Origin of the sequence: Acinetobacter sp. RRD8, assembly GCF_031844225.1 — a bacterium.
Lineage (GTDB): Bacteria > Pseudomonadota > Gammaproteobacteria > Pseudomonadales > Moraxellaceae > Acinetobacter.
Window position 1 is genome coordinate 15,534 of record NZ_JAUZUU010000006.1, and the last position, 24,377, is coordinate 39,910.

General features: G+C 45.9%; 23 protein-coding genes. 15 read left to right on the forward strand and 8 right to left on the reverse strand.

Annotation, left to right across the window (positions count from 1 at the left end; all coding sequences use genetic code 11):
• The first annotated feature begins 54 nt into the window (after positions 1-54).
• Together Q9R24_RS07875 and ppk1 are read left to right on the forward strand one after the other, a co-directional pair.
• Positions 55-1,002 (forward strand): bile acid:sodium symporter family protein, encoded by a 948-nt coding sequence (locus Q9R24_RS07875; protein ID WP_311203987.1) that lies wholly within the window; start codon positions 55-57, stop codon positions 1,000-1,002.
• Between the two features lie 177 nt (positions 1,003-1,179).
• Positions 1,180-3,243: a polyphosphate kinase 1 gene (gene ppk1, locus Q9R24_RS07880; protein WP_311203988.1), complete on the forward strand. Its 2,064-nt coding sequence runs from the start codon at positions 1,180-1,182 to the stop codon at positions 3,241-3,243.
• Between the two features lie 92 nt (positions 3,244-3,335).
• Here ppk1 and Q9R24_RS07885 read toward each other — a convergent pair whose 3' ends face one another.
• Positions 3,336-4,589 (reverse strand): hypothetical protein, encoded by a 1,254-nt coding sequence (locus Q9R24_RS07885; RefSeq protein WP_311203989.1) that lies wholly within the window; start codon positions 4,587-4,589, stop codon positions 3,336-3,338.
• Between the two features lie 77 nt (positions 4,590-4,666).
• On the opposite strand from Q9R24_RS07885, the gene serB reads away from it, so the two are divergent.
• The 4 genes from serB to Q9R24_RS07905 all read left to right on the forward strand — a co-directional run bounded on the left by serB (position 4,667) and on the right by Q9R24_RS07905 (position 7,761).
• Positions 4,667-5,887: a phosphoserine phosphatase SerB gene (serB, locus tag Q9R24_RS07890; protein WP_311203990.1), complete on the forward strand. Its 1,221-nt coding sequence runs from the start codon at positions 4,667-4,669 to the stop codon at positions 5,885-5,887.
• Positions 5,888-6,301: 414 nt separating this feature from the next.
• Positions 6,302-6,637, forward strand: a complete 336-nt coding sequence (gene aciT / locus Q9R24_RS07895) for a ciprofloxacin tolerance protein AciT (protein ID WP_311203991.1) — start codon at positions 6,302-6,304, stop codon at positions 6,635-6,637.
• 141 nt (positions 6,638-6,778) lie between these two features.
• Entirely contained in the window at positions 6,779-7,258 is a 480-nt protein-coding gene (locus Q9R24_RS07900; RefSeq protein WP_044108790.1) for an SCP2 sterol-binding domain-containing protein, read from the forward strand.
• Between the two features lie 98 nt (positions 7,259-7,356).
• Positions 7,357-7,761, forward strand: coding sequence for a hypothetical protein (locus Q9R24_RS07905; RefSeq protein ID WP_311203992.1), 405 nt, complete (start codon positions 7,357-7,359; stop codon positions 7,759-7,761).
• A gap of 10 nt (positions 7,762-7,771) precedes the next feature.
• Here the strand turns inward: Q9R24_RS07905 and dtd are convergent, their stop codons facing one another.
• On the reverse strand, positions 7,772-8,212 hold the full coding sequence (gene dtd / locus Q9R24_RS07910) for a D-aminoacyl-tRNA deacylase (protein WP_311203993.1): 441 nt from the start codon (positions 8,210-8,212) through the stop codon (positions 7,772-7,774).
• Positions 8,213-8,439: 227 nt separating this feature from the next.
• Here dtd and Q9R24_RS07915 point away from each other — a divergent pair, with 227 nt between their 5' ends.
• From Q9R24_RS07915 to asd, 5 genes are all read left to right on the forward strand, one after another.
• Positions 8,440-9,954 carry a catalase gene (locus tag Q9R24_RS07915; RefSeq protein ID WP_213686583.1) on the forward strand — a complete coding sequence of 505 codons (1,515 nt, stop codon included), beginning with the start codon at positions 8,440-8,442 and terminating at the stop codon, positions 9,952-9,954.
• 185 nt (positions 9,955-10,139) lie between these two features.
• Positions 10,140-10,670, forward strand: coding sequence for an ankyrin repeat domain-containing protein (locus tag Q9R24_RS07920; protein WP_213686582.1), 531 nt, complete (start codon positions 10,140-10,142; stop codon positions 10,668-10,670).
• A 119-nt stretch (positions 10,671-10,789) separates the two neighbouring features.
• Positions 10,790-11,995, forward strand: coding sequence for a nicotinate phosphoribosyltransferase (gene pncB / locus Q9R24_RS07925; RefSeq protein WP_213686581.1), 1,206 nt, complete (start codon positions 10,790-10,792; stop codon positions 11,993-11,995).
• 184 nt (positions 11,996-12,179) lie between these two features.
• Positions 12,180-13,028, forward strand: a complete 849-nt coding sequence (locus tag Q9R24_RS07930; RefSeq protein WP_311203994.1) for a sulfurtransferase — start codon at positions 12,180-12,182, stop codon at positions 13,026-13,028.
• On the forward strand, positions 13,025-13,876 hold the full coding sequence (gene asd, locus Q9R24_RS07935) for an archaetidylserine decarboxylase (protein WP_004729088.1): 852 nt from the start codon (positions 13,025-13,027) through the stop codon (positions 13,874-13,876). The genes Q9R24_RS07930 and asd overlap by 4 nt, the downstream gene beginning before the upstream one ends.
• A gap of 183 nt (positions 13,877-14,059) precedes the next feature.
• Here asd and Q9R24_RS07940 read toward each other — a convergent pair whose 3' ends face one another.
• Positions 14,060-14,677, reverse strand: a complete 618-nt coding sequence (locus Q9R24_RS07940) for an SPOR domain-containing protein (protein ID WP_004281265.1) — start codon at positions 14,675-14,677, stop codon at positions 14,060-14,062.
• A 262-nt stretch (positions 14,678-14,939) separates the two neighbouring features.
• Entirely contained in the window at positions 14,940-16,730 is a 1,791-nt protein-coding gene (gene argS / locus Q9R24_RS07945; protein ID WP_213686579.1) for an arginine--tRNA ligase, read from the reverse strand.
• Between the two features lie 259 nt (positions 16,731-16,989).
• Between argS and Q9R24_RS07950 the strand changes: the two genes are divergently transcribed.
• Positions 16,990-17,277 (forward strand): DUF2798 domain-containing protein, encoded by a 288-nt coding sequence (locus Q9R24_RS07950; protein ID WP_004647201.1) that lies wholly within the window; start codon positions 16,990-16,992, stop codon positions 17,275-17,277.
• An 81-nt stretch (positions 17,278-17,358) separates the two neighbouring features.
• Here the strand turns inward: Q9R24_RS07950 and Q9R24_RS07955 are convergent, their stop codons facing one another.
• From Q9R24_RS07955 to Q9R24_RS07965, 3 genes are read right to left on the reverse strand one after another with little or no spacing between them, the layout of a single operon-like run.
• On the reverse strand, positions 17,359-18,660 hold the full coding sequence (locus Q9R24_RS07955) for a DUF445 domain-containing protein (protein WP_311203995.1): 1,302 nt from the start codon (positions 18,658-18,660) through the stop codon (positions 17,359-17,361).
• An 11-nt stretch (positions 18,661-18,671) separates the two neighbouring features.
• On the reverse strand, positions 18,672-19,223 hold the full coding sequence (locus tag Q9R24_RS07960) for a CC0125/CC1285 family lipoprotein (protein WP_311203996.1): 552 nt from the start codon (positions 19,221-19,223) through the stop codon (positions 18,672-18,674).
• Between the two features lie 52 nt (positions 19,224-19,275).
• Positions 19,276-19,815: a DUF924 family protein gene (locus tag Q9R24_RS07965; RefSeq protein ID WP_114540923.1), complete on the reverse strand. Its 540-nt coding sequence runs from the start codon at positions 19,813-19,815 to the stop codon at positions 19,276-19,278.
• Positions 19,816-20,026: 211 nt separating this feature from the next.
• Here Q9R24_RS07965 and gshA point away from each other — a divergent pair, with 211 nt between their 5' ends.
• Complete coding sequence (gene gshA, locus Q9R24_RS07970) at positions 20,027-21,604, forward strand: glutamate--cysteine ligase (RefSeq protein ID WP_311203997.1); 1,578 nt, start codon at positions 20,027-20,029, stop codon at positions 21,602-21,604.
• Positions 21,605-21,623: 19 nt separating this feature from the next.
• Positions 21,624-22,151, forward strand: coding sequence for a disulfide bond formation protein B (locus Q9R24_RS07975; protein ID WP_247143252.1), 528 nt, complete (start codon positions 21,624-21,626; stop codon positions 22,149-22,151).
• 54 nt (positions 22,152-22,205) lie between these two features.
• Here Q9R24_RS07975 and Q9R24_RS07980 read toward each other — a convergent pair whose 3' ends face one another.
• Positions 22,206-23,537, reverse strand: coding sequence for a hypothetical protein (locus Q9R24_RS07980; RefSeq protein WP_311203998.1), 1,332 nt, complete (start codon positions 23,535-23,537; stop codon positions 22,206-22,208).
• 246 nt (positions 23,538-23,783) lie between these two features.
• Between Q9R24_RS07980 and Q9R24_RS07985 the strand changes: the two genes are divergently transcribed.
• Complete coding sequence (locus tag Q9R24_RS07985; protein ID WP_005245646.1) at positions 23,784-24,377, forward strand: YqiA/YcfP family alpha/beta fold hydrolase; 594 nt, start codon at positions 23,784-23,786, stop codon at positions 24,375-24,377.

Below are 24,377 nucleotides of genomic sequence, written 5' to 3' on the forward strand. Positions count from 1 at the left end.
CGGGTGCCTGTTTTATCTTGCTTTTTCTCCCTTAATGTCACCTGGATGAAACCCATGTCAGCCTTGCTCCAGTTTAGTCAATTTGTCCAAAAAACCTTTGCTTTATGGGTGCTGCTTTTTTCCGGCATTGCCTTGATGATCCCTGAAGTTTTTGTCTGGTTACGGGCTTATATTCCGTGGATGTTGGGCATCATCATGTTCGGCATGGGCATGACCATGACCGTCGGAGATTTTAAAAGTGTCTTGCAAAGTCCGAAGGCAGTAGCGATTGGCGTCGTCGCCCAGTTTATGGTGATGCCGGGTTTGGCCTTTTTGCTGTGCAAGCTGTTCCAGCTGCCACCAGAGATTGCCATCGGGGTAATCTTGGTGGGTTGCTGTCCGGGCGGAACTGCATCCAATGTGATTACCTATATGGCCAAGGGCAATACTGCCTTGTCGGTCGCCTGTACCTCGGTTTCGACTTTACTGGCGCCCATTTTAACTCCGGCCATTTTCTATGTGTTGGCCAGTCAGTGGATTGAGATCAATGCCTGGTCGATGCTGGTGTCGATCTTACAGGTGGTGTTATTCCCGATTATTCTGGGCTTAATCGTACGGGCGCTACTCAAGCAAAAAGTCACGGCCTATATTCAGGTCATGCCGTTGATTTCTGTGATTGCGATTGTGGCAATTGTCGCGGCGATTATTGCCGGCAGTAAAGCCCAGATTCTGGAGTCTGGGTTAATGATTTTAGGAATCGTGGCCTTACACAATGGTATGGGCTATTTACTGGGTTATTGGGCCAGTCGTATATTTCACTTGGCAGAAATAGACTGTCGTGCAGTATCCATTGAAGTCGGTATGCAGAATTCTGGTCTGGGTGTGGCTTTGGCGGCAACCCATTTTGTTGCATCTCCAATGACAGCTTTGCCAAGCGCCATTTTTAGCCTGTGGCATAATATTTCAGGGCCAGCTTTAGCCACTTATTGGGCTGCCAGACAAACTGAAAAAACAGACACCTAATTGCAGTTTGATGACAGCGCGCAACAAGCCAGAGGATGATTTTTTATAATTTTAAAAATTAAAATATTAATTTATATGGATTTATCGAACTTTGTAACATAAGTGTCATGAAGTCTGCCTAAGATCGCCCCTCAATGATGTGAAACAACAGACTGTAATCAGCAGCATTGAGAGGGCATGGAACAATTTCAGCATTCGTCAGCGACCTATTTTAATCGGGAACTTTCCTTATTTGAATTTCAGCGTCGTGTCTTGGCACAAGCACTTGATCCGAATTTACCGATTTTAGAGCGCTTAAACTTCCTGATTATTTTTTCCCGTAATCTGGATGAGTTTTTTGAAATCAGGATTGCCGGGCTGATGAAACAGCAAGACCTGAATGCGACTACCCGGACGCCTGATGCTGTACCCACCGAGCTGATTCTACAAGAACTGTCCCAGTCCATTCATGCCACAGTTAACAAACAGTATGAGGTGCTGAATCATGCGATTTTGCCTGAACTTCAGGCGCAAGGGATTCAGTTTCTTCAATACCAGGATCTTCTGGAAAAACATAAGGCCTGGATTGCAGCCTTTTTTGCCAAAGAAGTGCAACCGGTATTGACCCCGATCAGTCTGGATCCTTCACATCCTTTTCCACGTTTGGTGAATAAAAGTCTGAACTTTATTATCAGCTTGGAAGGTAAAGATGCCTTTGGCCGTGAAATCGAGATGGCGATTGTGCCAGCACCACGTTCCTTACCGTGCCTGATTAAAATTCCGGAAGACGTCACCGGAAACAATACCACCCAGATTTTTCTGACTGCGATCATTCAGCAGCATATCAGTGATTTGTTCCCGGGCATGAAAGCGACCGGATGTTATGCTTTTCGGGTCACCCGCAACGCCGATCTGGTACTGTCAGAAGATGTTGATGATCTGGCAGTGGCTTTAAAAGACGAACTGTGTTCGCGCCGCTTTGGTCGTGCAGTACGTCTGGAAATTGAAAATGACTCTCCACAGAATATCATCGACTATTTGCTAGATGAATTTGATTTGACGGAACAGGAACTGTACCGGATTGATGGACCGATCAATTTGTCCCGTCTGAGTACCAGCTTTGAGCGTCCGGAATTAAAGTATCCGCATTTTAGTCCGGTCATTCCGAAAATTTTCCGTAAACAGAAAAGTATTTTTGAAATTTTAAAGGTACAGGATGTACTGCTGCATCATCCTTTTGATTCATTCCAGCCGGTGATTACTTTACTGCGCGAAGCGGCCAAGGACCCGGCGGTGCTGGCGATCAAGCAGACGCTGTACCGTAGTGGGCCAGACTCAGAAATCGTTCAGGTGCTGGCAGAGGCTGCACGGAATGGCAAGGAAGTCACGGCTGTGATTGAACTGCGGGCGCGTTTCGATGAAGAATCCAATATTATGGTGGCCAATATCCTGCAAGAAGCCGGGGCAGTGGTGGTCTATGGTATCGTCGGTTATAAGACCCATGCCAAAATGATTCTGATCGTCCGGCGTGAAAATCAGGAATTACTGCGTTATGCGCATTTGGGCACCGGAAACTATCATGCCGGTAATGCCCGAATGTACACCGATTACGGCCTGATGACCACACAGCCGGATATCTGTGAAGATGTGCACCGCATGTTCCAGGAATTGACCGGCATGGGCAAAATGGCCAAACTGAAAGCCTTGCTGCATGCACCGTTTACCCTGCATAGCGAACTGCTGAAACTGATTGACCAGGAAAAGGCATTTGCTCTGGCTGGCAAAGCCGCCCATATCATCATCAAAGTGAATGCGTTGACTGAACCGCAATTGATTGCTGCCTTATATCAGGCTTCGCAGGCTGGGGTAAAAATTGACCTCATTGTCCGTTCAATCTGCTGTCTGATTCCACAAGTCACCGGCATGTCAGAAAATATTCAGGTACGTTCAATCGTTGGGCGTTTCCTGGAACATACCCGGGTCTATTATTTTGAGCATGGCGGCGCCAAGAAACTGTATTGTGCCAGTGCTGACTGGATGGGGCGCAACCTGTTTTCCAGAGTTGAAACCTGTTTCCCGGTGCTGGATCCAGAGCTGAAAAAACGGATTTATAAAGATGGCCTGATCAGCTATTTAAAAGATTGTCACAATGCCTGGGAGTTAGATGCCGATGGTCAGTGGCATAAAGTCCCCTGTCAGAATCCGGTCCAGCCTTATAATGCCCAGCAATATCTGCTGGAACAAAAACAGTTAAAAATTTAAGGGATAGGCCAAGACACACTGGCGTATTTTTTATACCCATAAAAAAGCCGGATGTTGAATCCGGCTTTTTTAATTGCAACATTCAAGGATATTTATGAGGCTTTGGACTGTTTGGATTTTAGAATTTCGGTTCTAAAAGTCTGTGCCAGCTCGGCGCTTTCAGCATCCATCCCATTCACCACAAAAGCATGACGGGTCAGGACATTGGTTGGATTCGGCATGCTGACCAGCTGGAAGTGATCACTCACATCTTTCAGCAAGGTATTCGGTACATGCAAGGCACTTTCTTTCGCGACCAAATGCTGAGTCAGACGCTCAGCGGCCTGTACCGAGCTGAGCTGCATCTCCTCGACTTTAGAGGCAATCGCGCTGCGGGTTTGTAGCACAAAACGTTTTTCTTCACGATAACGTTTATACAGCACTTCCGAAAGCAGCTGGAACACGGCACTGATCATGGTCAGGCAGGCCAGGGCATTCGGTTTGTCTGCTGCGATACTGATGGTGGCACCTTTTTCATCAAATTTATGTACGGTACAAATATCAGAACTATTTAACTTATAGCGTTGCACACAGAGTTCGGTGGCTTTATTCAGGAAAATCTGACAAAGATTGAAATAAGGCACCGAAACGGTTTTATTCACGCTATCCAGTAACTGTTTTGGATCGTAGAACTGGATGTTTAAGCTCAGGCTATCGCTCTCCTGTACCGCCGGCTTATGTTCTTTTTCTTTGGCTTTGTTTTTCACTGCCTGTTGGGCTTGGGCAATCGCCAGTGCCGCATTATGCTTTTCCTGTTCCAATGCCTGGGTCAGGGTCTGAATCTCGAATTTCAGCCGCGATTCGTTATTGATGCGCGCCAGATATTCGGTTCGGCTTGGACGTGCCACGGCACGATAAACGACCCAGAGCAGACCATGAATGATGAAAGAGAACAGAATTGCCAGCCATTGCGTGCGCAGAATTTCACCAATACTTGGCTCAATCAGGGTGATTTCAATCACACCGACTTTTTTCTCATTTTGCAGCGCATCACGGACAAAAACTTCACCCTCGCGGGTTTTGGTCAGTCCGCCAGTGGCTAAAACCTGAGCTTTCGCATCCAGAATCCGGATGGAAGCGACACTTGGATTGGTGGCATAACGATTTGCCAGCAACGCCAGAGAAACGCGGTTGGGCGGTTCAAGCTCAGACAGGCTGTCTGTCACCAGTTGACTGGTGATCAGCTGTCCCTGATTGGCACGGTTTTCATTCAGTTGGTGAGTGGTTGCCAATACCAGTAAAAAGGTATGCAGAGCAAAACTTACAATCAATAGGCTAGCAAATAGCCCTTGTCTAGGCGCATTCAACGTAAACTTCCAAGGCAATTCTGTTCAATTTCGATTATGATTCTAACAATAGTTGTAGCTCAGACCCGAGTCAATTCATGCGAGAAATCATTCTTATATCATTCTTAGGACCTGACCAGCCTAATCAATTTACACGATTAATGCAGGTTTTGTCCGCCCATTCCCTACAGATTTTAGATGTAGGGCAAGCGGTTATTCATAATCAGTTAACCTTAGGTATTGTTGTAGCCTCTGAAGACCAGACAGCGACAGCATTAGCCATGAAGGAGATCCTGATTCTAGCACATGATATCGGGTTAACTGTGCGCTTTAAACCGATCTCTGCGACTGAATATGATCAGTGGGTCAAAGAAGGTGGACGCACACGTTATATCGTAACGGCATTGGCCCCTGAATTAAATGCCTCTCATCTGCAAGCCGTGACCCAGATTGTCTCGGGTCAGGGTTTTAATATTGAAACCGTGACCCGTCTGTCTGGCCGTCCAGCTTTAGATGGTCAGAGTGCCGGGCCAAAACGTGCCTGTGTCCAGTTCGGTTTAAGTGGACAGATGCTGGATGCTGCTGCCATGCGCGCGGCCTGTCTCAGCCTGTCGAATGAACTGAATGTCGATGTTGCGGTGCAGGAAGACAATGCCTATCGCCGTAACCGCCGTCTGGTTTGCTTCGATATGGACTCAACCCTGATCGAGCAGGAAGTTATTGACGAACTGGCAATTGAAGCCGGTGTTGGTGAGCAGGTTGCAGAAATTACCGAACGTGCCATGCAAGGCGAGCTGGATTTCCAGCAAAGTTTCCGTGCCCGTGTCGCCTTGTTAAAAGGTATGGACGCATCGGTACTCCCGAAAATTGCCGAGCGCCTGACCATTACCGAAGGGGCTGAACGCCTGATTTCGACTTTAAAAGCATTGGGCTACCGTACTGCAATTCTTTCTGGCGGTTTTCAGTATTTTGCGGAATATCTGCAAACTAAACTGGATATTGATGAAGTGCATGCCAATGCGCTCGATGTGCAGGATGGTGTCGTTACCGGTGAAGTCAAAGGTCATATCGTCGATGGCGCACGCAAAGCCTTCTTGCTCGGTGAAATCGCCCAAGAAATGGGGATTTCCCTGGAACAAACCATCGCAGTCGGTGATGGCGCCAATGACTTGCCAATGTTATCCATTGCAGGACTCGGTGTGGCTTTCCGTGCCAAACCATTGGTACGCCAAAATGCCAATCAGGCGATTTCTAGCGTCGGTCTGGATGGGGTGCTGTATCTGCTCGGCGTACATGATAAAGACCTGAACCGTGCATAAGTACAGGCTTTGATTGATTTTAAATGCGACCTTTGGGTCGCGTTTTTTATTGCTTATGATGTGAGTGATATAAGGAATATCTGAAATATGGCTACAAAAACATCGATCATCTTAAACGGGAAAATAATTTTTTCACTTAAAAAAACTACTGATAATTTTGTAATGACACGCCAACATTGGCGCAGTCGTTGATCCACAAAAATGTGAAAAGCAAAAAATGTAATGACAATATAATATCGCGACAAAGTATGTCGTTAGGCTGGATGACAGGACTTTTTTTATGCAAAAAACTCAGCATAATGCAGGCATAGAGATACAAATCAACAGATTCCATTTTATTGATTTAACGAAATTCAATAGATAGAAGCGTTGCAATATCAAGCGGAAACTATCTATCTGGATGGAGGGGGTTATATGGTAACAGCGAATTTAGCAACGATTGTGGGCTTCAGTTTAGTCGCTTTAGCTGTGCTTGCTGTGTTCTTCTCGCCTTATCGTCGCTGGTTAAGCTTTATGGCGGCCGGGATGCTGGTATGGGGCCTGATCGAGGTGATTCGTGTAGGAACTCAAACCTGGTTTGAGCTACCAATGACGTATAGTTATCTGAGCGCGTTAACTGCGGTCATGATGGTCGTGACTGGCCTGTTGTTGCGTGAAGATCGTCGTGCTGAGCGTGCTTTAGCAAAACGCCGTTGCATCGAACATACGCCAGTGTATGAAGACGACCAGCAGCAGCTTTCAAGCCGTTAATTCTACAAGTTGCAATGAAAAAAATGCACCCATGGGTGCATTTTTCAGTTTGGAAATATGATACAAACTGCATAATCCACCTAGTCCAGAACTATGCTAGGATATTTGTCAATTTTCGTACAATTAGAATAGGCATCCTCCATGAAACTGTCATCCATTCCTGTGTTAAAACTTCCTCTTATCGATATGAGTACAGATCCGCTGGACTTACTGGTCGCAGGTCTAGCTTTACGTATGAAGCAGTTGGCACGTACCAGCCCAAAATTCATTGAACTGGTACATGGACGTCAATTCCGTATTCAGATTGGTACGGATGAAGGCATGGCACGTCAGATTATTGTGGATAACGGTCATATCGATACGGTTTCGGGTGATGCTGAAAAAGCTGATTTTGTGTTGCAGTTTGCTGACAGTGAGCAGGGTGTAAAGACCTTGGTCAAAGGTGACCCGACGGCATTTATGACCGGCATGCAAAGTGGCACGATCAAAATGGAAGGTGACTTCGGCCTGCTGGTCTGGTTTAACCAAGTGGCGAAGATGATTCCACCAAAATTGCCAAAGCCAGTCAAAGAAAAAGTGAAAATGGTACGTCAGTTTATTAAAGAAAAAACTGGTCGTTAAGTTTAGAGCTAATCTTTAAAAATAACTAAAAACCGATTGCATGCAAATGTAATCGGTTTTTTAATGGATAAGTCGAAAAAAATAATAATCAGAGTGATATGAAAATAATCTATGTAGGGTTGATCTTGATTATGCTTATTTCCTGTAAGCCTGCTCCGAATGATATTGATATTGTGTTGGAAAATCAGAGTGAACAGCATTTAGCTGTCGTCATCATTCAATATAAGGGTGGAGAGAAAAAACTAAAAAATATTGCTGTAGGAGACAGCATTGCTTTTAAGATCCATCCCAGCGGAGATACAGGGCTAACAATCTTCGGATTGCCTTTACCCAATCATCCGCAAGGGGGAGGCCGCAGTGAAGCAATACCTAATAAACTTCCATTGACTAAGTTTGCAGCCGTGAATAATTATATTGAAGCAGGCAGCTCCGGCGATATCAGGATTAAAATCAATTCAAATATGGAAGCGGATACCACGCTCAATCTAAAATCAAAGTACTGATAAAAATAAATTATTCAACTTCTAAATTAAACGTCACCGGTCCATCATTGACCAGATGCACTTTCATGTCAGCGGCAAAAATACCGGTTTGCACATGTTCAAACTGGCTTTGGGCATATTCTACCAGCTGCTCATAAAGTGCTTTAGCCTCGGCAGGCGGCATAGCTGGGCCAAAGTCTGGACGTAAACCCTTCTGGGTCTGTGCCATCAAGGTAAATTGTGAAACCAGCAATAAACCACCGTCGGCCTGGGCAACGTTCCAGCCCATTTTACCCTGTTCATCATCAAAGAAGCGGTATTTCAATATCTTATCAATCAGCTTTTTGCCTTTTTCCAGATTGTCATCTTTACCTAAACCTAGAAAAACCAGAATTCCTTTTTCAATTTCCCCGGTGGTTTCACCATCGACCACGACTTGGGCTTCCAGTACCCGTTGTAATAATGCACGCATAATCAATTTCAGTCAGATTTAAAAATGCCGCCATTGTAGCAAGATCAGACTCATCTATTATTAAGTTAATGTCTAAAAAACGGGCTTAATTTATTGATTATCATTGATAATATTTTAAACTATCTAAAAACACGATCGTAAGCATAAAAATTATCTGTTTTATCTATTTTTTACTCTCAAGTATCTTAGCTGCATGCAGGAAAGGTATTAAATTGAGAGATTTAGAAATGTTTAAGCGTTCATTACTTGTTGCAATGCTTGCAACGGTGACAGCTGCCCAAGCTGCGCCATTAACCAAAGATAACGGGGCACCAGTTGGCGACAACCAGAACTCGATCACTGCGGGTCCACAAGGTCCAACTTTGCTGCAAGATGTGCAAGTGGTTCAAAAACTGCAACGTTTTGGTCGCGAGCGTATTCCTGAACGTGTGGTTCACGCACGTGGTACAGGGGCTTATGGTGAATTCGTTACTACGAAAGATCTGTCTGATTTAACAATTGCTTCTTTATTCAAGGCCGGTACCAAAACTCCAGTTTTTGTGCGTATGTCTACCGTAATTCATGGTAAAGGTTCACCAGAGACTTTACGTGACCCGCACGGTTTCGCAGTGAAGTTCTATACCCAGGAAGGTAACTGGGACTTGGTTGGTAACCAGACGCCAGTCTTCTTTATCCGTGATGCGATCAAATTCCCGGATTTCATCCATGCGATGAAACCAAGCCCGGTCACCAATGTACAAGATGCCAACCGTGTATTTGACTTCCTGTCGAGCCAGCCTTGGGCAACCAACATGCTGACTTATGTTTATGGCAAGCAAGGTGTCCCAACCAGCTACCGCGAACAGGACGGTTTCGGTGTACATGCCTACAAACTGTATAACGACAAGGGCGAATACAAGTACGTGAAATTCAACTTCCGCTCTAAACAGGGTGTGAAGGGCCTGAACGTGAAAGAAGCGGCTGAACAGCAAGGTAAAGATTTCAACCACTTGACCAATGATCTTTATAACAACATCTATGCAGGTAATTTCCCGAAATGGGATCTGTATATCCAGGTGATTGATCCTAAAGATCTAAACAGCTTTGATTTTGATCCGTTAGATCCAACTAAAATCTGGCCAACTGAGCTGGTGCCAGAAACCAAAGTGGGTACTTTGACGCTGAACCGTATGCCGAAGAACTTCTTCAACGAAACTGAACAGTCGGCATTTGCGCCAGGTAATCTGGTTCCGGGCATCGAGCCATCAGAAGACCGCCTGCTACAAGGCCGCATCTTCTCTTACTCAGATACCCAAATGTACCGTTTAGGCGCGAATCACCAGCAAATTCCGGTGAACCGTCCAGTGGTAAATGTGAACAACGATAATCAGGATGGCTACATGAATATCTCTGAGCGTGACTCGGATGTGAACTATGAGCCAAGCCGTAAAGAGCCAAAAGCTGCCACTGAAAAAGCACGTGCGGTACAAACACCATTATCTGGTCATGTACAGCAAATTGGTGTGAAAGAGCAGAACTTCAAGCAGGCAGGTGAGCTGTACCGTTCATACACGGCTAAAGAGAAAGATGACCTGATCATGAACCTTGCTGCTGACTTAGGTGCAGTGAAAGATTCAGAAACCAAGCACATCATGTTGTCTTACTTCTACAAGGCAGATGCTGACTACGGTACCCGCATGACCAAGGCAGTGAACGGTAACCTGGCGACTGTTAAAGCCAAAGCTGCAAAATTAAAAGACTAATCCCGATTGGTCTTGAGGAACTGGTGACTAGGGCATAGCGCATCACCTCCAAAAAGTCCTGTAATACTCCAAACCTTTCCTGCACCCTAGGGGGAGTTTTACAGGCACTCCGTTTTTCATCTCAACTCAGGACAATTCAGTCTTTCAAGACTTAAATTCCCCTTCGATTTCTGCTGGAGTTCATCATGAAAGTTATGTCATCTGTGTTTTTAGCCAGTATTCTCACGATAGGTTCCGCATTCGCAAACGTGACTGTCGCGAAGGATATCTCCCCCGCTAAAAGCGTGGACAATGTTCAGATGAACTCACAACAGGAATTGGTCGACCTATTCTTTGCTGCTGCCAAAATTGGCAATAGCGAAGTCATTCATGAATTTTTGAAACATGGCTTTCCGGTCGATGTACGCAATAAAGACGGTTATACACCACTGATGATGGCGACTTATTATGGCCATCAGGATATTGTCAGTAGTTTGCTTAAGCATGGGGCAGACCGCTGCGCTCGAGACAATCGAGGCAATACGGCCTTGATGGGGGCTTTATTCAAGATGGAATTTGCGATTGCCAAGCAGTTGCGTCAGGTGGATTGTGATGCCCAGGTGCAAAAAAACGGACAAAAGACCACAGCCGAATTTGCCAAGGTGATTGGTCAGGAAAAACAGTTGCAGAAACTGATTCAGGAACAGGAAAAAGCTCAGGTCAAATCACAGAAATAAAGCGGGTTATGCTTCTGATACTTTTGTCGCAAATACAGCCAGCTGTACGTAAATCCTGCATTATTGCACGACTTTTTATGCTTTAATGCAGAGATAAGCACAGCGATATTCCCTTAGTTATGGCTCCAATTATCCATTCTCTGTTAGATACTGACTTGTACAAATTCACCATGTTACAAGTGGTCTTACACAAGTTTCCGCAAACGCATAGTGTCTACCATTTCCGTTGTCGTAATCTGGAAGATACAGTCTATCCACTGACGGATATTCTGGATGATCTCAATCATCAACTGGACCTGCTGTGTCAGCTCAAATTCAAAGAAGATGAACTGCAATATTTAAGAAGCTTACGTTTTATCAAAAGCGATTTTGTGGATTATCTGGAACTGTTCCAGCTCAAGCGCCGTTTCATCAAGGCCAGTATCGACAGTCAAGGCCGTCTGGATATTGTGGTGGAAGGCCCGATGGTTCAGGCGATGATGTTCGAGATCTTCGTACTGGCGATTGTCAATGAACTGTATTTCAGCCGCATTCGCACGCCTGAAGTGTTGGCTGAAGGCGAACACCGTTTAAAAGCCAAAATCGAGCTATTAAAACAGTATGATGCTGCGCAAAACCCCAATGATCCACCATTTTTGGTGTCAGATTTTGGTACGCGTCGCCGTTACAGTTTCGATTGGCAAAAGCATGTCGTCGAAGAATTTCACAAAGCCGCACCGCATGTGTTTCGTGGTACCAGTAATGTACTGTTAGCCAAAGAGCTGGGAATTACCCCGATTGGCACCATGGCGCATGAATTCCTGCAAGCTTTTCAGGCGCTGGACGTACGTCTGCGTAATTTCCAGAAATCTGCACTGGAAAGCTGGGTGCAGGAATATCGTGGTGACTTGGGCATTGCCTTGACCGATGTAGTCGGTATGGATGCATTCTTGCGTGACTTTGACCTGTACTTTGCCAAACTGTTTGATGGCTTGCGTCATGACAGTGGCGATCCCTATGAATGGGGTGACAAGGCCTATGTACACTACAAAAAGCTGAAAATAGACAGCAAAACCAAGATGCTGACTTTTAGTGATGGCTTGAATCTGGAAAAAGCTTGGAAACTGCATCAATACTTTAAAGACCGCTTTCAGGTCAGTTTCGGGATCGGCACCAATTTGACCAATGATATGGGGCAAACCCCACTCAATATTGTGCTGAAACTGGTGGAATGTAACCGTCAGTCAGTGGCCAAAATCTCGGACAGCCCGGGCAAGACCATGACCGATAATGATACGTTCCTGGCCTATTTACGTCAGGTTTTTGAGATCAATGAACCTGCTTAAGTCAGTTTGAACAATTCATAATTTTTAAGAACCGTTTCTAGATAGAGGCGGTTTTTTTATGCAAGCTTATTTAAGACCAAGGTTTAGCTAAAATCTTGCTAATCATCTGCAAAGAAAGCGCATCAGTGTAAAAACCAGCTGTGCTAAGATCAACAGGATTTGACCAATAATAGCCATGATAACGATGACCGCTGCAGCTTTTAATTTTGGCCTGCTGATTGAGGCAGAAGATTTAGTTCCCTATTTGGGCCATGAAAAACTTCGTATTGTCGACCTGAGCCGTGCCTCTGTGTATGAGCAGCTGCATATTCCGCACGCCTTGCATTTAAAGCCTAAACTTCTGGTGCGTCAGGAAGAAACGGCAATGGGACTGTTGCCGGATGCGGAAGGCTTGCAGGCTCTCATTGATTATCTGAATATTTCTCCTGAACATCATGTGGTGGCTTATGATGATGAGGGCGGGGCATGGGCAGGGCGTTTGCTCTGGAACCTGCATTGTTTGGGTTTTGAAAATACCAGCCTATTGAATGGCGGGATTCATGCCTGGCTTGGTGCCGGTTTGCCGACTTCTTCCAATCAGGAACAGTTTGCACCAGTGAAGAACGTGTTGCAGGTCAATCTTGAGCATCAGGCGAATTTTCAGATTGGCTATGATGAACTGCGCCAACAGGTTGAAAATCAACAGGTTCAAATTTGGGATTGCCGTACACAAGATGAATATACTGGCCTACGTTTAGCGGCTCGACGCGGCGGTCACATTCCGGGAGCACGTCATTTTGAATGGAGTACTGCCCTTAATCGTGAAAATCATTTAAAATTACAGCCTTTACCACGTACTCAGCAGCGTCTGGAACAACTGGGCTTTGATTTGAATCAACCCGTTGTGGTGTACTGCCAGTCCCATCACCGCTCAGGTTTGGCCTATATTCTGGGTCGTTTACTGGGCTGGAAAATTCGAGCCTATGATGGTGCGTGGAGTGAATGGGGCAACCGCCTCGATAGTCCAATCGCTACAGGGGAGCTGCCATCTTGAGCATCACATCACGTTTAAAACAACAGTTTTTTATTAAAGCTCAACGATTAGTACCGCAACATCGCTTGTCTCGGGTGGTGGGTAAAATTGCCGCCAGCGAAAACCCGATTATCAAAACTGCTGCAATTACTGCCTTTAAGGCGCAGTATGGCATTGATATGTCGATTGCTGAACAGGCCAATGCCCTGAAATTCAAGTCATTTAATGAATTTTTTACGCGTGCCCTAAAAGAAGGTATCCGTGCGGTTGATCCAGATGCTACGAGCATTGTTTCGCCAGCAGATGGTGCGATTTCCCAGCTAGGTAAAATTGAAAATGGCGATGTGTTTCAGGCCAAAGGCCAGAAATTTACCGTTGAAGCCCTGATTGCTGATCCGCAACTGGCCGAGCCATTCAAGAATGGTGAATTCGCGACTGTATATTTGTCGCCACGTGATTATCATCGGGTGCATATGCCATTTGCTGGCACCTTGACTGAAACGTTATATGTACCGGGTGAGTTGTTCTCGGTCAATCAGGTGACCGCAGAAAACATTCCGGGCCTGTTTGCACGCAATGAACGTATGGTCTGTCTGTTTGATACTGAAATCGGCCGTATGGCGGTGGTATTGGTCGGTGCGATGATTGTGGCGGGTATTGAAACCGTGGCAACCGGCAAAGTGAAGCCTTCAGGCCGGATCGAACTTAATCAGCATGATCTGTTCCTGGAAAAAGGGGCAGAACTGGGGCGTTTCTACCTCGGTTCAACGGCAGTGATTTTATTTGAAGAAAATAAAATGCAATGGGATGCCGCGTTCAAGGCCAATTCTTTGGTGAATATGGGTGAAGCGCTGGGGCATACAGTTTAAAGATTTTAGCCTCCCTTTATTAAAGGGAGGTTGGAGGGATTAAATATTTTCTCGTTTAGAATAAATAAAAATCCCCCTCAGTCCCCCTTTAAAAAAGGGGGATTTCCTCTCCTATTAAGGAGACGGTTAGAGAGATCCAAATAAAAAAAGCACCATCAGGCGCTTTTTTTTATTTCTAGAAATTTATCGTTTCACGACGATGGAATCGATCCCGCTATTCTGCAAGGTTTGCTGTGCGATAATCGCGGCTTCTGCAGAATCATAAGGGCCTGAAACCACGCGATACCAGACTTTGCCATTTTCTACACTGCGTACCACATCGGCAGATAAACCATTGAGAATAATTTCAGCACGGCGGGCATCGGCCTGATCCGGGTCATCAAAGCTGCGGACTTGCAGAATATAACTGGCCGGAGCGGCAACAGGCGCTTCACTGGCTTCTAAGCCAGGCTCAGTTGTGGTCGCCTCAGGTGGAGCTACTTCAGGTCGAGGCGCTTCTACAATTACTACCGTATCCTGATTTTTGTTTTCAGGGACGGCCTGTTCAGGAATAGGCGTCACTTGTTGCTGTGGTAACAGGTCATAAAAACGGTAATCTTTATTGGTATCTTCTTCTTGGACAGATTCAGCACTTGTTTGAGTTTTCGGTTTGACCGGTTCCCATGGCTTCCAGAGCATCAGTGCCATTAAAAAACTTAACACGATTAAAATGATCACGAGTGTGCCGAGCCAGGTTGGAATAAGTGGCTTTTTAGGCTTATTCGGTCTTTCAGATACACCGCGCTGCGTTTTTCCAAACACTTGGGATTTTCCTCTTATTAATCGGGACATATAGAAAAGGCATAACAGCAGTTATGCCCCTACTATCACTTCATCCTATGTGATCAGGATACAAAAGTCATCCTCTAGATCACAAATCACACAGAATTTTAATTTATCTGTATCTTCAAGCACATAGCTAAAGTTACAAAATGTCTGCTCGGCAGATAAACGGCAATGTTTTGCTTACATGCTCACTTCGAGCCTAGCTCTCGCCTTGCGAGCATGCAAAACAGTGTTTTGCTTACATGCTCTCAGGAGCTGATACGCCAAGCAGTTCCAGACCGTTACGCAGTACCTGACGCACGTTCACAGATAACAGTAAACGTGCCTGAGTCAATTCAGCATCATCACCGAGTACTTTATTGTCGTTGTACCAGCCGTGGAACAATGCTGCCAGCTCTTTCAGGTAGTTACCGATTTGATGTGGCTCATAGCTGTTTGCAGCACGTACCAGAATTTCTGGGTAGGCAGCCAGCTTGGCCAGGACTTCAGTTTCAGCATCAAGCTCCAGCTTAGCCGCTAAATTACGTGCCGCTATAGCATCAAAGTTGACATTTGTAGACGCTGCTTTTTCTAACATACGACAGATACGGGCGTGTGCATACTGGATGTAATACACGGCGTTGTCCTTGCTTTGTGACACAGCAAGATCAAGGTCAAAATCAATGTGCTGTTCAGACTTACGCATTACGTAGTAGAAACGTGCAGCATCATTGCCAACTTCTTTACGCAGGTCACGCAAGGTCACAAACTGGCCTGAACGGGATGACATTTGTACCATCTCGCCGCCACGCCATAAGCTTACAAACTGAACCAGAAGAACCGTTAATTTCTTCGAATCATAGCCCAGTGCATCAATGGCCGCTTTTACACGGGCGATATAACCGTGGTGATCCGAACCCCAGATATCGATGATATCGGTATAGCCACGTTGTAATTTGTTCAGGTGGTAAGCGATGTCAGACGCGAAGTAAGTGGTCTGGCCATTACGGCGTTTCACGACACGGTCTTTTTCATCACCGAATGCAGTGGATTTAAACCAGATGTTGCCATCTAGTTCATACAGGAAACCACGCTGATCTAAGGTTTGTAAGGCTTCTTCAATTTTGTCTGTCAATGATTCTTCGCTGAACCACTGATTGAAGGTTACACCGAACTCGCCCAAGTCATCTTTAATATCATCCAGAATCGCTTTAAGCGCGGCTTGCAAGAATACGCGGTAGCCTGTGCCAATTAACGCTTGTGAATTAAAGATCAAACCATCAATGTGTTTTTCTTTATCGCCAGACAATATGACTTTATTGCCATCTGCATCTAATTCAGCTGCAAACTGTACATCTTCAGGCACGTTTTTATACACGTCAGCCACAGGACGTACATAGGCGTCGCCATCCTGATCAATAATGCTTTGCGCGATTTCTTTAACGTAGTCACCTTGGTAGGCATTTTTCGGGAATACCAGTTCCTGACCCGTTAATTCTAAGTAGCGCAGATAAGTCGAAGTCGCCAGAATGTCCATTTGACGGCCAGCATCATTGACATAGTATTCGCGATCTACTTTTGCACCGGTCGCTTCAAGCAAGTTCGCAACCGTCATACCATACGCAGCACCACGACCATGACCTACGTGCAGGCTAGAGGTCGGGTTGGCAGACACGAATTCAACCTGGATACGTTTATCCGCATTGACCTGGGTACGACCATAAGTCGCCTGTTGTGCCTGAATCTGATCAAGGACTGCAAAGCGCTGGTCAGCATTCAGGAAGAAGTTAATAAAACCAGGACCGGCAATTTCTGCCTTGCTGATATCCGCCACTTCAGGCAGGGCAGCAAGAATTTTTTCCGCTAAATCACGTGGCTTCATACCCGCAGCTTTCGACGCGATCATGGCAATATTCGACGCAAAGTCACCATGGCTTCGGTCTTTGGTACGCGTCAAATTACTTGTATTGTTCCAGTCAGATGGGAGTACGCCTTGTGCCTGTAAAGTGTGCACTGCATGATCGAGAGCTGCTTGTATTGCCGTATTCATAATCAGTCGAAAATAGAGATCGCAGAAAAACAGCAAATATAGCAAATTTCAGGCTGTTTAGGTAAAAGCATTTCTAGGGAATAAAAAGTAGAAGATCACTTCACCAGAAATTTTGAACTAGAGAAAGGGGTAATAACCGGATTAATCCCGTGAAAATAAAACCAGTTTTTAGCTCAACATTTCAGATGAAAAAAACAATGCTTCACCGTACAGAATTTGGCTTATATTAGTCATCTGAAAACAGTAAAAAGAGCATGTCGTGGCTGCATCACAACGTCCGACCATTATCGGTCATATTCCCAAACTCCCTGCAAAATGGGCATTGATTATTGTGCCTTTTATCCTGTCCTGCCTGATGAGTGGCATTATTTCCATGATCAATATGCTGCGCAATCTTGGTTGGATTGATGGATTTATGGCACTCTGGTTTCATAACTGGATGATTTCCTGGGCGATTGCTTTTCCGATTGTGGTGACCTTATTGCCGTTCGTACGCAAATTCACTGGGCTATTGGTCGATATGTCCGGACCTCAGCCACCCAAGTGATCATTTTTGAATTTAATCGGGTGGGGGCAGCTCTCTGACGATTTAAAAGCTGGGCTGTAAGAGGAAATAGCTTCATCAGCTTTAAATTAAATGCTCTACCGCCGCCCGGATAATCCCGAGCACCAGACCGATACAGGCACCGACCACGACACCATTGACCCGGATCATATGCAGGTCACCGCCGACTTCATTTTCAATCTTGTCGATCATCTCGCTTGAATCCCATTCGTGAATGCGCTCGCTGATAAAGCGAATCACTTTTTCACTGTACTGGTCACTCAGGTCAACCGCGATAGAGCTCAGACGTTTATTCAGCAGCTCACGTACCGAGGCATTCGAAATGATATTTTCTCCGACCTGTTGAATGGCAATTCTGAGATTTTCCGCAATACCCGAATCAGGTTTTTGCAAGTCTGCCTTGATCGCATCACATAAAATCACCACCGCACCGCTGATAAAATTCAGCACTTGTGGACTATCCAGTAAGGCATCTTTGGTTTCATTCAGACGCTGGCTGGCTTCACTGTCATTATCTGCCAGCTGTAACATCCAGCTATGTCCCATGCTCTCAATTTTAAGTCGCCATGGATGATCTGGATCGGCCAGCATGGCTTCAACGCGCCCGATCACGGAATCAATACTGCGTTGCTGCACGTCAATCCCGATCCAGCTGGCGCCTTTGGCCAGTTTCCACACGCCCATTTCCTTAAACAGGTTACGGGTCAGCTCACGGGTTTGTTCAGGATGTGAGGTCATCCAGGCATGCACCACATCCAGTCCGCGCTGTAGTACATCCTGATGGAAATCATTGTCCAGAACGGCATGCAGCATTTCGCTGGCCAGGGTATTGATCTGGGTATTTTTGACCCATTGCACACTGTTGCTCTGGATAAATCCGGCAATCTGTTCCTGTCCGACAAATTCAAAGATTTTAGGAACCGTCTGTTGAATGACCTGAGTCACTTGGACATTATTTTGTGGATTGGCCAGCCAGCGTCCTGCAGCCAGACTCAGGTCGGTACTGTCCAGACTGCGCTGTACAATTTGCGGAGAAAGAAAATTTTCCTGCACAAAACGGCCCATCGACTCTGCAATACGGGCCTTGTTGCGTGGAATGATTTCGGTATGGTCGCGTAAAAACTTGGGAATGGGCAATCTGCCAAAAGGGTTACGAAACAGCACGGTAATCGCATACCAGTCCGCAAGACCACCGACCACACCCGCTTCTGCCGAGAGCATCAGAATATGAATGAGCCAGACATATTCAGGTAGCAATTTGGCTGCCACCATCAATGCCAACCAGGTCAGTACGGCGACCATCAGGGCGATGGTCGCGAAACGTTTACTGCGTTGTAAGCTCGGGGAGATACTCTCTGTCTGCATAGATCATCCTGTCAGGAGGGATTGGCCGGTTGCAGTTGCAGCACTGCACCGGATGGACTTAAACCATATTTAGCCCCAAGTGAATGTAAAATCAAGCGGGCATCAAAGGCATCTTGAGGCGCCTGATTGGCCTTGAAGCATTCAATGGTATAGGCCACCTGGGCAGGATCCAGAGTCACGGTATAGGGACGGTCATAGAATGGGTCTGGCCAGAACCCCGGATATCGGCGGTAATACCCGTACGGATAAAAGCTCGGTGCCGGATAGACGATGGCCTGCCGTGGAGGTTGTTGAGTACGGTTACTTGGATCATTCAGTACCCTGAAGAACTGAAAGCCATTTTGTACGGTAGTCTGTGCGGCTTTGAGCAGGGTAATTTCTTCAGCTGTGCCAAAGCTCATATTGGGACGGGCCTGAAAGCTGATACGGTAAGTGTTGCTATTGAGGGGAGTGGTACTGTAGCGACCTAACTGATCAAATGTTAAGGGCTTTGAGGGTGTGGTTGCACAGCCAGTCAGGCTGATGGCAGCAATCATACTCAATCCCAGTAGCATGTTTTTCATGTTCGATCTCCTGATGCAATGATCCAGTTCAGACAGCCGGTCTTAAAAAATCTTAAAAACTGCTATCGGGCTGGGTCAGGAAAGTAAGTTCTTCATCGGTCGAGTCACGACCCAAGATTTGGTTCCGGTGCGGATAACGTCCAAAGCGGTCGATAATGACCTTGTGCTTTTTCTCGAATTCCAGATTGGTCGGATTACCCAGACGCTGAAATAATTTTAACGCGAATTCATGAATCAGTTTGGATTCGCTGTGCATAAATGGCATGTACAGAAAAGCACGCTGTTCCGGACTGAGCTGTTGATCCAGGTTCAGGCTGATGGCTTCCTGAGCCAAGGCCAGTGCCAAACTGTCTTGGGCGAAAGCTTGGGGAGAATCACGGAATAAATTTCGTGAAAATTGATCTAGCACAATAATTTCGGCCAGCCGGCCTTCTGCGGTTTTACGCCAGCCCCAAAGTTCAGCCTGGGCTGCCTGCTGATGGGTGCTCATGAACTGCTGCGCAATACTTTGGTCGAATTCATGACTTTGGCTAAACCATAAGGGCTGGCTGTCCGCATGAAACCAAAAGTCTAAAATATCTTGATAATTCATAATATTTACAATTCATTAGCATCTATTTGTTAATAAAATCACAAATTTTCCATGTCTTATAGAGGAAGTTTGTGTTAAAAATTTGCCAAATTAAAAATCAATGGTTTGCCTGAAAACTAGGCAGCCTGTCATGTGCCGGCATGAAATCACGTTATACTGATTAAACCGATGATTTTAATTTAATAATTTAGCCCCCTTAAGCGAGATTGTAATGAGTCAACCTGAATCGACTTCCCAAAATGTATTACCGACCTGGGTCGAGTCGTCACTCATCAAAGGCATGTTGCGTGGTATCGAGCGTGAAAGCTTGCGTATGCAAAGTGATGGTTTCCTGTCACAGGCAGTGCATCCTCGTGCCTTGGGTTCAGCCTTGACTCATCCACATATCACCACAGACTATTCTGAAGCGTTGATGGAGTTTATTACTCCGCCACAGGACAGTATTAAAAAAGCGCTGGACTATCTCAGCGATATTCATGCGATTGTGCATCGTCATCTGGAAAATGATGAAAAGCTCTGGCCTTTGTCGATGCCGTGTATGCTGGACAGCCGCGATGACAGCATTCCGCTGGCACAGTATGGCAGCTCGAATATCGGTTTATTTAAAACCCTGTATCGTCGTGGTTTAGGTGTGCGTTATGGTCGCCGTATGCAGACGATTTCAGGCGTGCATTACAACCTGTCTTTCCCGGATCATCTGTTCGAGGCCTTACAACAGCAGGAACAGGACGAGGCGCTGAAAGCATTGAGCTTGCAGGATTATCGCAGTCATCGCTATATGGGCCTGATCCGTAACTTTATTCGTCTGACCCCACTGGTGATGTTCCTGATCGGAGCCAGTCCGGCGGTCTGCCAATGCTTTATGACTGGCCGTGATCATTTCTTGCTGCCATTGGTGAAAGGCACTTTGTATTCGCCTTATGCGACCGCGCTGCGTATGGGACGTTTTGGCTATCAAAACTCTGCGCAGAAACAGCTCGGTATTCACTACAATAATTTGCAGGACTATCTGGACGGACTGCAAAAAGCCGTTAAAACGCCGTATAAACCGTTTAGTCGTCTGGGACTGGATGATGTCAATGGCCAGCCGATCCAGATCAATGATCATGTGCTGCAAATCGAAAATGAATATTACAGCTTAGTGCGTCCGAAACAGGTGCCGCTCGCGGGTGAAACTCCTTCACAGGCACTGGAAAATCGTGGGATTGCCTATGTCGAGCTACGTGCAGTCGATGTCAATCCATACAGCCCGATTGGCATTAATGAAGATACGGCCGGCTTCCTCGAAGTAGTAGCCTTATACTGTTTATTGCAGGACAGTCCGGCGCTCCTCAGCGATGAACAGGATATTATTGAACAGAATCAGGCTGAAGTGGTGAACCGTGGCCGTGCGCCAAATGCGGCAATTATGGAAAATGGCCAGTCTTATCCGATTGAAGATTGGTGTGCCATGCATTTGCAGCGTATGCATCCCCTGGCCAAGCTGTTAAATTCAGCCTACGACAGTACTCTATATACTGATGCTTTAAAAACCATGATGATCCGGGTCGATGAAGTCGATGCCACCTTGTCTGCTCTGGTGGTGGGTGATACGCGTGAGCAGGGCGGTATGTGGCATTTTGGCCAACATCTGGCCCAACAGCACAGCAGTGTCTATGAAGAACATCAGCTCAGCCCGGAAACTCTGGCTTATTTTGAAGAAATGTCACAAAAGTCATTGCAGCAGCAACAGCAACTCGAGCAAGATAGCAGCGTCAGTTTTGCTGATTATTTAGCCCAATATCGATAAAAAAATAAGAGGATTCACCATGCAATGGGGTTATCGCTTCGTGAGTGGTATGTTGTTTCTGGCTGCTGTCATCGGCATGGCATTTGCCTTATATCTTGAGCATGTACAAGGTCTGGCGCCTTGTCCGCTCTGTGTGTTTCAGCGTGTTGGATTAATCGGACTCGGGATCATCTCACTGATCGCATTCCTGCATAATCCCGCATCCAATCTCATGAAGCGGCTATATGCCTTGCTGGGTTCGCTCAGTATTTTGTGGGCTGTGGGCGTGGCTGCACGTCATGTCTGGCTACAGAACCTGCCACCGGATCAGGTGCCGAGCTGTGGTCCCGGTCTGGAATACTGGCTGGAAACCCTGCCGATGCAGTCTGTACTGCAACAGGTCTTAAATGGTTCAGGGGAATGTGCCGCGATTGACTGGACCTTTTTGGGTCAATCCTTGCCTGTCTGGTCTTTGATCTTTTTCAGTATTTTATTGTTGATTAGCCTGTGGCAACTACTGCGTAAATATAAAAAGGCACCGGTTAAACGACTCAGAGATAAATATTAATTCCATATTTAATAAAAAAGCCCTCAATCGAGGGCTTTTTTATTTTGCTGAAGTTCAGGTCAGGGCAATGCCTTCCAGACTGTCCAGATCCATCACATATTCATGAATCTGATTAAAGGCTTCATCTTCTACACTTGGATAGAACCAGCGTGCCACCTGCTCGGCCACCAGCGGATGATACTGAATTTCAAAATGGTTCAGGCCATAGAAAATCGCCTTGTTTGCGTCCGGGACTTTAAGCTGGAAACGCGGATTGGGATGCTCGCCCAAAGCACTTTTAATACTGACCAGATAATCGCCAATCACATGCAAGGTCTTGTTCTTGCGGTTTTCAAACTCGATGGTACCGGCGACCAGATAGGTATCGATATGAGACGGAATCGGGGCAGGTTTACGGTGATCATCCATAAAGCCAATCCGAAGCGGATTATGCTCCCAGTCATCATCCCGGACGCTGCCATGACGTAAATCCAGAATACCGTTACTGCGAATATTGACCAGATGACCAAGCAGCCGTATCAGTGGGAAATGTCCGAGTTTGTCCTGCAAGCTAAAACCAAAACGTTCCAGTACCGCACCATGATGCGGTGAACCCAGACAGACCAGATTCTCCACCATGTTGACCCAGCTATACATATTCTGCTTGCCATAGAACAGTGCGCTGCGTGACACCAGTCCACCCATGCTATGGCCGATCAGGTCAATACTGGTAATTCTAGGATTGCGAACAACCAGATCCTGTAAGGTATTCGCCAGACTGCGACCATTGGCAGAAATCCGGCGTCCAGTATTGTAATTCAGGTAGAGCATGGTATTGCGGTCGCGCTGCGCCAGTAATTTTGCCCCAATGCCTTCATATTTGCGATTTGACCAGTCTAAATGGTTCATGCATAAGCCATGTACAAACAAAGTGATACGACCGCTTAGCTCACCTTTTTGCAGCGAGCCATAATGGTCATAGATCACCATCGGCAGGGCTAGAGGGTTTTGATATTTCAGCAGATAATCCCCGATAATGCCATTTAAGACACTGACCAGAAAATGCAAGGAAGGTGTCAGCGGTTTATTATGCAGTTTAGGAAAGCGTTCAATAATCTGGCGCAAAGCAGGGGCAATCAGGGTATTGCCGTAATGAAACAGCATGTCATAAGACATTTGATAGAGCCGCACAATCGACGGAATATTCTGAATTTTTTCAGAATTATTTTCACTTAAACCGAAAATACTCATTAAAATTTCGCGTTGAATACTCTTGATCAGCTCCTGGATCACATCGTTAAAGCGCATCGTTACCAGCTGCGCCAGACCTTCCAGTACATCGGCCTGACTCGGCGGGGTTCGATCCCATCGACAATAGGTTTCATGTAACGGTGTCAAACTTGGCATCTGATCCTGTCCTTTCAATGAGCCGCATGTGGTGCCATCTTTCTTTTTAAAGAACTTCGCGGTATAAATTCTTTTTCTTGTTGAGTTTCCGGATTTTGAGGGCCTCAGCTTAAAATAACGAGAATGAGAAAAGATTTTGGGCTTTTTTGTCAGACAATTTAAGCAATTAACTGGTCTTATAAAGTAGTGTACTTCACATTATTTAAATTAAATTTTGATGATTGATGGGTTTTTTGTTGGTAGTTCATGAATATCATTTATTTGCATGGTTTTAAGAGTAATTCCAACTCGATCAAGGGGAAATTGCTGCAACATTACTGTGCAAAGTATCCTGAAATTCAGGTACATTTACCCGATTTAAACATGTCACCGAACGCTGCCATTGCGCATGTTTCTGAACTGATTGAATCGATGCATAATGTGGCATTACTGGGCAGTAGTCTCGGCGGATTTTATGCGACACATCTGGTCGCACAGCATGCTGTGCCTGCTGTACTGATCAATCCGGCAATGCGACCATGGCAACTGTTTCGTGAACTGTTTGACGAGCAATTGCCTTATCAAGTACATCCAAACTGGTGTCTGGATGAGGCAGATCTGGTACAACTCCAGCAATTGGCCCTGCCTGTTGCACAAGATGCAGACAAAATACTGGTTCTGCTGCAACAAGGCGATGAAGTTTTGGATTATCGTGAAGCACATCGTTATTATAGTGCTGCGCATCCCCCTGCAATGCTGATGACTGAAGCCTATGGCAGTCACGGGATGGATGATTTTGCGGAGAAAATTCCGTTCGTCTTACAGTTTTTATTGGACTGCATAAAAAAGGAAACCGAATAA